Origin of the sequence: Advenella mandrilli (genome assembly GCF_016595155.1) — a bacterium.
In the GTDB taxonomy this organism is placed as follows: Bacteria; Pseudomonadota; Gammaproteobacteria; order Burkholderiales; family Burkholderiaceae_B; genus Advenella; species Advenella mandrilli.
On sequence record NZ_JAENGP010000015.1, the window covers coordinates 98,605 to 106,743 of the forward strand.

The 8,139-nt window shown below is 49.0% G+C and carries 9 protein-coding genes; 6 read left to right on the forward strand and 3 right to left on the reverse strand.

Going from position 1 to position 8,139, the window contains the following annotated elements; all coding sequences use genetic code 11:
- The first annotated feature begins 21 nt into the window (after positions 1 to 21).
- The 4 genes from pheS to JHL22_RS13245 are packed head-to-tail and all read left to right on the forward strand — an operon-like array spanning position 22 to position 4,291.
- The gene (gene pheS, locus JHL22_RS13230) at positions 22 to 1,044 is read left to right on the forward strand and encodes a phenylalanine--tRNA ligase subunit alpha (protein WP_200238383.1); all 1,023 of its coding nucleotides are present in this window, start codon (positions 22 to 24) and stop codon (positions 1,042 to 1,044) included.
- A gap of 53 nt (positions 1,045 to 1,097) precedes the next feature.
- Positions 1,098 to 3,503, forward strand: coding sequence for a phenylalanine--tRNA ligase subunit beta (pheT, locus tag JHL22_RS13235; protein WP_200238386.1), 2,406 nt, complete (start codon positions 1,098 to 1,100; stop codon positions 3,501 to 3,503).
- Positions 3,504 to 3,515: 12 nt separating this feature from the next.
- On the forward strand, positions 3,516 to 3,854 hold the full coding sequence (locus tag JHL22_RS13240) for an integration host factor subunit alpha (protein WP_200238389.1): 339 nt from the start codon (positions 3,516 to 3,518) through the stop codon (positions 3,852 to 3,854).
- 41 nt (positions 3,855 to 3,895) lie between these two features.
- Positions 3,896 to 4,291, forward strand: a complete 396-nt coding sequence (locus tag JHL22_RS13245; protein ID WP_200238391.1) for a MerR family transcriptional regulator — start codon at positions 3,896 to 3,898, stop codon at positions 4,289 to 4,291.
- Between the two features lie 122 nt (positions 4,292 to 4,413).
- Here the strand turns inward: JHL22_RS13245 and JHL22_RS13250 are convergent, their stop codons facing one another.
- Positions 4,414 to 5,574 carry an alpha-hydroxy acid oxidase gene (locus JHL22_RS13250; RefSeq protein WP_200238394.1) on the reverse strand — a complete coding sequence of 387 codons (1,161 nt, stop codon included), beginning with the start codon at positions 5,572 to 5,574 and terminating at the stop codon, positions 4,414 to 4,416.
- A 187-nt stretch (positions 5,575 to 5,761) separates the two neighbouring features.
- Positions 5,762 to 6,211 (reverse strand): carboxypeptidase regulatory-like domain-containing protein, encoded by a 450-nt coding sequence (locus JHL22_RS13255; RefSeq protein ID WP_200238396.1) that lies wholly within the window; start codon positions 6,209 to 6,211, stop codon positions 5,762 to 5,764.
- 373 nt (positions 6,212 to 6,584) lie between these two features.
- Between JHL22_RS13255 and JHL22_RS13260 the strand changes: the two genes are divergently transcribed.
- Positions 6,585 to 7,016 carry a DUF5602 domain-containing protein gene (locus tag JHL22_RS13260; protein ID WP_234041284.1) on the forward strand — a complete coding sequence of 144 codons (432 nt, stop codon included), beginning with the start codon at positions 6,585 to 6,587 and terminating at the stop codon, positions 7,014 to 7,016.
- On the forward strand, positions 7,013 to 7,534 hold the full coding sequence (locus JHL22_RS13265) for a plastocyanin/azurin family copper-binding protein (RefSeq protein ID WP_200238399.1): 522 nt from the start codon (positions 7,013 to 7,015) through the stop codon (positions 7,532 to 7,534). Before JHL22_RS13260 ends, JHL22_RS13265 begins: the two co-directional genes overlap by 4 nt.
- 87 nt (positions 7,535 to 7,621) lie before the next feature.
- On the opposite strand, the gene JHL22_RS13270 is transcribed toward JHL22_RS13265, so the two are convergent.
- Positions 7,622 to 8,139 (reverse strand): RNA-guided endonuclease InsQ/TnpB family protein (locus JHL22_RS13270; RefSeq protein WP_200238403.1); only part of this gene is annotated, 518 nt, incomplete at its 5' end.

An 8,139-nucleotide genomic window follows, 5' to 3' on the forward strand; every position in this document is an offset into this window, starting at 1 on the left:
TTTTTAACGAATGGTAATTTCATGACACAGTCGCTCGATGAACTTATAAGCCAAGCCCAGGAAAAATTCGCAGAAGCGGCCGACGCAGCCGCCCTGGAAAATGAGAAAGCTAAATTTTTAGGTAAAAACGGTGTAATTACCGGCCTTATGAAAGGTTTGGCAAAGTTGGCGCCCGACCAAAAACGAGCAGAAGGTGCCCGTATCAACCAGGCCAAGCAACAAGTTGAAGCTTTGCTTAACGAGCGTCGTGATGAATTTGCCAAAGCTGAACTGAATCAACGTTTGGCCGCAGAAACCATTGACGTGAGCCTGCCCGGCAGAGGGCGTTCAAAAGGCGGCATTCACCCCGTTATCCAGACCTGGCAGCGTATTGAAGAAATTTTCCGCTCCATTGGTTTTGAAGTGGCTGATGGTCCTGAGATTGAAAATGACTGGACCAACTTTACCGCCCTGAACAACCCCGAGAACCATCCGGCCCGTTCAATGCAAGATACCTTCTATGTCGACATGGAAGATGCTGACGGCCTGCCTTTGCTGTTGCGTACCCATACCAGTCCCATGCAGGTGCGCTATGCCCGCATGCATAAACCGCCCATTAAAGTTATTGCCCCCGGTCGCACCTATCGTGTTGATAGCGATGCCACTCACTCTCCCATGTTCCATCAGGTAGAAGGGTTGTGGATTGCCGAAGATATTTCTTTTGCTGACCTGAAAGGGGTGTACACCAATTTCCTGCGTGCTTTCTTTGAAACCGAAGACCTGTGCGTGCGTTTTCGCCCTTCATTTTTCCCGTTCACGGAACCTTCTGCCGAAATTGACATGATGTTCACTTCCGGGCCCAATCAGGGACGTTGGCTGGAGATTTCCGGCTCGGGTCAGGTGCATCCCACCGTCGTGAAAAATTACGGGCTGGACCCTGAAAAATACATTGGCTTCGCCTTTGGTTCAGGCATCGAACGCCTGACCATGTTGCGTTATGGCGTTAACGACCTGCGCCAGTTTTACGAAGGTGATCTCCGCTTCCTGAGCCAGTTCAACCGCTAAGTTGGCGGGCAGTTCAGGCAGTCATCCCATTCATTGCAAAGAAACGAATTATTATGTTATTTCCAGAATCCTGGCTCAGATCATTGGTTAATCCGGCCATCAACACAGAAGAATTATCCCACCGCCTGACCATGGCCGGTCTAGAAATTGAAGATACCGCACCGGTTGCGCCGCCATTTACAGGCGTGGTGGTTGCCCAGATTGTTGAAATTGCTCCCCATCCCAATGCCGACAAACTTCGTATTTGCCAGGTTGATGACGGCTCTGGCGAGTTGTTGCAGATTGTTTGTGGCGCACCCAATGCCGCAAAAGGCATTAAAGTGCCATTGGCCAAAATAGGGGCCGTGTTACCAGGTAATTTCAAGATCAGCAAAGGCAAGCTGCGGGGTGAGGTGTCTTTTGGCATGTTGTGTTCTGCACGGGAACTGGGGCTGTCCCAGGATCATGATGGTTTGCTGGAACTGGATGCATCTGCCATTGTTGGTCAGGATATTCGCCAAACCCTGGATCTTGATGATACCGTTTTTGAAATCAAGCTAACGCCCAACCGTGCAGATTGTCTTTCCTTGCATGGGATTGCCCGTGAAGTGTCGGCACTTACCGGTGCGCCCGTCAAGCCTTATGACTTTTCTCCGGTAGCGGTTTCCCTTGAAGACAGGCTGGCTGTTACTGTGCAGGCCCCCGATTTATGTGGGCGCTTTGCCGGTCGTGTCATTAAAGGCGTTAATGCCAAAGCGGCAACACCCGCCTGGATGAAATCCCGCCTTGAAAGGGCAGGGCAGCGTTCGGTTTCCATCTTGGTGGATATTTCCAACTACGTCATGCTTGAGTTGGGGCGTCCCACTCACGTTTTTGACCTGAATAAAATCAACAGTGACCTGGTGGTCCGCTGGGCCAAAAAAGGTGAATCACTTAAACTGCTTAATGGCCAGACGGTAGCGCTGGACGAAGAAGTGGGTATTATTGCTGCTGGCAATACGATTGAAAGCCTGGCCGGTATCATGGGGGGCGATGCGACAGCGGTTAGCCTGGAAACTACGGATATCTTCGTTGAAGCTGCCTTTTGGTTCCCGGAAGCGATTGCCGGTCGCAGCCGCCGCTTTAAATTCAGTTCAGAAGCCAGCCATCGTTTTGAACGCGGTGTAGACTTCCAGAACGTGGTTGAGCACCTGGAATATATCTCTCGTCTTATTCTTGACATATGCGGTGGCCAGGCAGGTCCGGTAGAAGATCAAATTATCAATCTGCCGCAGCGCAATCCGGTATCCATGCGGGTTGCCCGCTGTCGTAAAATTCTTGGTATTCAGGTAGATACTGCCGAAATTGAAAAAATCTTTACGCAGTTGCAATTGCCTCACACCTTTGATAGCGAGGTATTCACCGTCACTCCGCCTTCATACCGCTTTGATATTGAAATTGAAGAAGACCTGATTGAAGAGGTGGCCCGCATTTATGGTTTCGAGCGGATTCCCGATAATCCTCCCAAAGCTTTGGCGGCCATGCTGCCAAGCAACGAAACCCGCCGCAGCGAGCATGATATGCGTTATGTCATGGCCGATCTTGACTACCAGGAAGTGGTTAACTTCAGCTTTGTTGAAACAGACTGGGAAAGCAATTACATGGGTAATCAAAACCCCATTAAACTGCTTAACCCGATTGCCAGCCAGTTGGCCGTTATGCGTTCTGGCCTGATTGGTGGTTTGATTGCCAATATTTGTCATAATGCCAAGCACAAGCAAAGCCGTGTACGGGTGTTTGAGTTGGGTCGCGTATTTCGTCGGGATGCATCGGTAAAAGATGGTGACCTGACGGTGGCCAATATCAGCCAGCCTTTGCACCTGGCGGGTGCGGCATGGGGCCCTGCGGTTCCCGAGCAATGGGCAGAGCCGGTGCGTCAGGTTGATTTTTTCGATGTCAAGAATGATGTTGAAAACCTGTTTGGAAAAAAAGCAAAACTGTTAAGGTTTGTGGCGCAATCGCATCCTGCCCTGCATCCTGGCCGCAGTGCGGCTATTTTGCTGGACGGCAAACAGATTGGCTTTATTGGTGAATTGCATCCGCAGTGGGTACAGGACAACGAGCTGGTGCATGCACCCGTGGTCTTTGAAGTCGCGCTTGATGCGCTGACCCATGTGGCTTTGCCCGAAGTGAATAACCTGTCTCGTCAACCGCTGGTGATTCGCGACCTGGCTGTGTGGGCGCCGGTTGATTTACCTGTTCAGGCAATTTTGGATACGCTTGCTTTGCACCAGAAAGAATTGCAAGAACTTGATATCATTAAAGAAGTTTCTTTATTTGATGTCTGGCGTGATGTAAAATCCGAATCTGGCGATCGCAGTCTTGCTTTCCGTTTTGTGCTTCAGGATCCGCAGGCAACGCTGGAAGAAACACGGGTTGAACAATGCATGGCATCTGTTCTGAATGTTTTGGTCAAAGCACACAATGTGCGTCAACGCTAAGGCAGAATTAAAATGGCAGAAGTAAACACTACCCTTACCAAGGCTGAACTGGCCGAAATGTTATTTGATCGTGTTGGACTGAACAAGCGCGAAGCCAAAGATATTGTCGATACTTTTTTTGAGGAGATCCGCGAGTCTCTGGCAAAGGGTGAGCCTGTAAAATTATCCGGTTTTGGCAACTTTCAGGTGCGCGACAAACCGGCCCGTCCGGGGCGTAACCCGAAAACCGGAGAAGTGATTCCTATTGCTGCGCGCCGTGTGGTGACATTCCATGCAAGTCAAAAGCTTAAGGCAATTGTTGAACAGGGTGACGCGTACAATCCCAATTCTGAATATGCACTTCAGGACTAAGGTGTATTCCATAAAAAATCATTTGGGTTTACAATCAAGCGATGAATCAAAAAGCCAATACCACTTCGACCATCTTGCCACCCATTCCGGCAAAACGTTACTTCACCATTGGTGAGGTTTCCGAATTATGTTTGGTAAAACCACACGTTTTACGCTATTGGGAACAAGAATTCACCCAATTGAATCCTGTTAAAAGACGTGGCAACCGCCGCTATTACCAGCATCACGAAGTGCTGTTAATTCGTAAAATCCGTGATTTGCTGTACGAGCAGGGTTTTACCATCAATGGCGCACGTAATCGTCTGGGCGATGCACGCGATATCCCGCGCGACCAGGATGCCGCGGTGCGTCTTTCTGGTGCAGAGCTTCAGTCGTTGCGTACTGAATTGGGTAATATTGTAGGTATGTTCAATAATTTGCTTAACGATCGGGTTTGACCAGGTAAAACCACACATTAAAAAAACGGGCATATGCCCGTTTTTTTGTTTCAGCATCAATTTTTTATTTAATAGGCTGAAGGTGTGCAAGCCTTGCCAGCCAAGCGCAGAAAACGACCTGCCTAGCGGTCCATAATCAGGATATCCTTGTTTACATGATTAATATTGGTATGACCGCAGAATGCCATGCTGATATCCAGCTCATTGGCAATAATTTCCAGTGAGCGGGTAACGCCATCAAGACCATAGGCACCCAAACCATACAGGAAAGAGCGACCAATTAATGTGCCTTTGGCACCCAGGGCAATGGCACGCAACACATCTTGTCCCGAACGGATGCCGCCATCCAGCCAGACTTCGGTTTGGCCGCCATGGTTTTTAACGGCTTCAACAATATCGGGCAGGGCGGTAATGGTAGAGGGCGCGCCATCCAGCTGGCGTCCGCCATGATTGGAAACCACAATGGAATCAGCGCCACTATCTGCTGCATGCAAAGCATCTTCCTTATCCATGATACCTTTAATAATAAGCTTGCCGCCCCATTTCTTTTTAATCCATTCCACATCGTCCCAGCTTAAGCTGGGGTCAAATTGCTCGGCCGTCCAGGAAGCCAGCGAAGACATATCGCCCACCCCTTTGGCGTGACCCACAATGTTGCCAAAGGTGCGGCGTTTGGTTTGCAACATATGCCAGCACCACTCTGGCTTAAGGGCCAGATTCAGTAAATTTGCCAAGGTGGGTTTGGGGGGGGTAGATAAACCGTTCTTGATGTCTTTATGGCGTTGGCCCAAGACCTGCAGGTCTAGCGTTAGCATCAGGGCAGAACAATTAGCCGCCTTGGCCCGGTCAATCAGGCGTTCTATGTAGTCTTTGTCGCGCATGACATACAGTTGAAACCAGAAAGGGGCTGATGTATGGGCGGCCACATCTTCAATAGAGCAAATGCTCATGGTGGATAGCGTGAAAGGAATGCCGAAGCGTTCTGCCGCCTTGGCGGCCAGGATCTCGCCATCGGCACGTTGCATGCCGGTTAAACCGGTTGGGGCGATGGCCACGGGCATGGCGCTATTAATGCCAATCATTTTGGTTTTCAGGCTGCGGCCTTCCATATTCACGGCAACACGCTGGCGGAATTTTATTTTCTGAAAATCGCTTTCATTGCTGCGATAGGTGGATTCTGTCCAGGATCCGGAGTCGCAGTAATCGTAAAACATTTTGGGGACTTTGATTTTGGCAATGCGTTTAAGGTCTTCAATACACGTTATTTTTGCTAGATTTGCCATTAATAATACCTATGGAAGAGTCAACTTTAAAGAGTCAATTTTATACTGTTCTGCCTGAACCGTCATACAAGGTCCATCAAAATGAAACATCCTGCTATATTTGGCAGGATGCGGACAAGTACGGGTATGTGTGGGGATGTATAAAGGCACTTCCCGTTATGGCGGATGTGGCTGGTGCCTAAGGCACCTAGTTGCCAGCTGCCCAGCGCATGACATTGCTGACCCGGGCATTGCCTTTAAGGCTAAAAGCGCTGCTGTGAGTCTGGTTGTTATAAGTTGCCTTCAGGTTATAGGCGCCATCTGGCAATTTAATATAAAGCAGCGGGCCGGTATTGTTGGCTTCAAATACCATTTGCTTGTTCTGGTTGGTAATGACCACATGTACGGCGCCCAGATAAGCGCCATCATTAGCGGCAAAAGTTAAGTGCACATTGTAATTATTGGATTGTGCCTTAAATTCGTTTTGTTCGCTATTGCCAAAACCACCCGTAATATATTGGGTTGTCTGGTTGTAGGTTTGTGGTTGTACCTGGGCTTGCACCATATTTTGTGTACCGGCATATAGCCCGAAAGCAATGGCAGATGTGAGCAGAAATTGCTTGATGATCGCGGGTTCAAAATGATAGGTTTTTTGCATGGTACTTCCTTTTTTGAGTTTACAACTATATAAAAGGGTGCCGATGTAATGCGGCAGGCAGATTAACCTTTTAGATGCGTTTTATTGTACAGGTCCTGGGTACCCTTACTTTTTTCTGAATGTCATTGAAATATTTAAGCAGAAAAGGACACTTCTATCAATAGATTAAGTGTATTGGATTTTTACGCTTATGACTCAGGGTGTAACGCTGGATGGTGGTATCTGATATTTCAGTTAGTAAATTCAAGGCTTCAATTGGATTATTAAATGCTTTAACCGGGCATGTGATGAAACGCTGGCGCTTATTCTTGCATCTAACGGTTAGATATTTCCAAACAATGGGGATATTTGGCTATTGAACAGGAGAAAAGCCATGAATAAGATAATATTACCTTTGCTGGTAGGGGCACTTTCGCTGGGGTCTTCTTTTGCGGTTCAGGCGCATACGGTTAGCGATGCGGTTGCAAAATCTCCGCCCGAGGCGCCTTACAAAGCGGTTAGTTCCCTGGTTAAACTGCCTGACTTCATTCCAGGCATGGGGCAACTGTTTGTTGATCCTGCCACCTTGCCAGCCGGGCCATTTCTGGCCTATGATCGCGACGGCAAACTGGTTAGCACGATTTACATGATTCCCATTCAGGATATGGTGCCCGAAAAATCATTTTCAGATCTGAAAGTACCGGGTATTGCTGTGGATCATACCGATATCATGTATAACGCCGGTCACCCTGGTGTAGAAGTGCCTCATGTTCACATTGTATTGTGGCATATCCCTGCCGGGGAAGAAAGCAGAGTGGCAAAATGAACAGGCAACGCAGACAATTCATGTTGCATGGCAGCGGGTTATTATTTGCTGCCGGCTTTTACCCCGGGCTGATTTTGTCTGAAGGTGTGGTAAATATTGTCATGGCGGGAACGGTTGGCGGGGCACATGTCTGGTATGACCCGTATGGCTTGTATATTCAACCGGGACAAACGGTCAGGTGGCTGAACAAAGACCTGGGCAACACCCACACCGCAACGGCCTACCACCCCGACAATTACGGACGATCCCGCCGGATTCCGATTGGGGCACCTGCCTGGGACTCCGGCTTTCTCTTGCCCAATGAATCCTTTTCGGTAACTTTTGAAAAGGACGGCATTTATGATTTTTATTGCCTGCCCCATGAGCACGCGGGTATGGTAGGGAGGATTATTGTTGGAAACCCGGACTTGCAAGATTGGTTTAGCCAGGAAGAGGCCAATAAAGGCATCCCCCAGGTTGCTTTAAAGGCTTTTCCGGCAGTCGATAAAATCCTGAAAGAAAAAATAGTCCGGGTTTGATTGTTAATTAGTAATGCTTTGACATCCTCCCCTCCCTCTCGCTAATGCTCGGCCCCAAGGGGCCAAGGAAGGGGATTCCTACCGTGTTCAGCCCACAGAGGCCAACTCACCTCGGTGGGTTCCTGCTGCTGGCGACCTGACTGCATCACTCACTTCACAGGCGAACCGGGCGTGTCCCGCCCTTAAAACATTAATCGCACCGACTATATCGGCATTGTCTTTAAAATCGCACTCAACGCAATGAAATTGGGCTTGTGTCTGGCGATTATCTTTGGAGACATGACCGCAACAAGGGCAAGTCTGGCTGGTATGATGCGGTGGTACGGCAATCAGCCAGCCACCATTCCATGCCGTCTTGTATTCAAGCTGTCGCCTGAATTCTCCCCAGCCTTGATCTAGAATGCTTTTGTTCAGGCCCGATTTGGCCTTAACGTTGTTGCCCGGCTGCTCGCGGGTGCCGGATGCCGACCTGGACATATTATGTACCTGCAAATCTTCAATCACGATCATGGCGTGGTTTTGGCTGATCTGGCTTGAAGCCTTATGCAGAAAGTCCTTGCGGGCATTAGCAATACCGGTATGTAGCTTCTGAATTTTGGCCCTGG

Excerpts from the sequence above, each read along its gene's own strand:
- pheS (WP_200238383.1), top strand. The coding sequence starts at position 22 with ATGACACAGTCGCTCGATGAACTTATAAGCCAAGCCCAGGAAAAATTC.
- pheT (WP_200238386.1), top strand. The coding sequence starts at position 1,098 with ATGTTATTTCCAGAATCCTGGCTCAGATCATTGGTTAATCCGGCCATC.
- JHL22_RS13240 (WP_200238389.1), top strand. The coding sequence starts at position 3,516 with ATGGCAGAAGTAAACACTACCCTTACCAAGGCTGAACTGGCCGAAATG.
- JHL22_RS13245 (WP_200238391.1), top strand. The coding sequence starts at position 3,896 with ATGAATCAAAAAGCCAATACCACTTCGACCATCTTGCCACCCATTCCG.
- JHL22_RS13250 (WP_200238394.1), bottom strand. The coding sequence starts at position 5,574 with ATGGCAAATCTAGCAAAAATAACGTGTATTGAAGACCTTAAACGCATT.
- JHL22_RS13255 (WP_200238396.1), bottom strand. The coding sequence starts at position 6,211 with ATGCAAAAAACCTATCATTTTGAACCCGCGATCATCAAGCAATTTCTG.
- JHL22_RS13260 (WP_234041284.1), top strand. The coding sequence starts at position 6,585 with ATGAATAAGATAATATTACCTTTGCTGGTAGGGGCACTTTCGCTGGGG.
- JHL22_RS13265 (WP_200238399.1), top strand. The coding sequence starts at position 7,013 with ATGAACAGGCAACGCAGACAATTCATGTTGCATGGCAGCGGGTTATTA.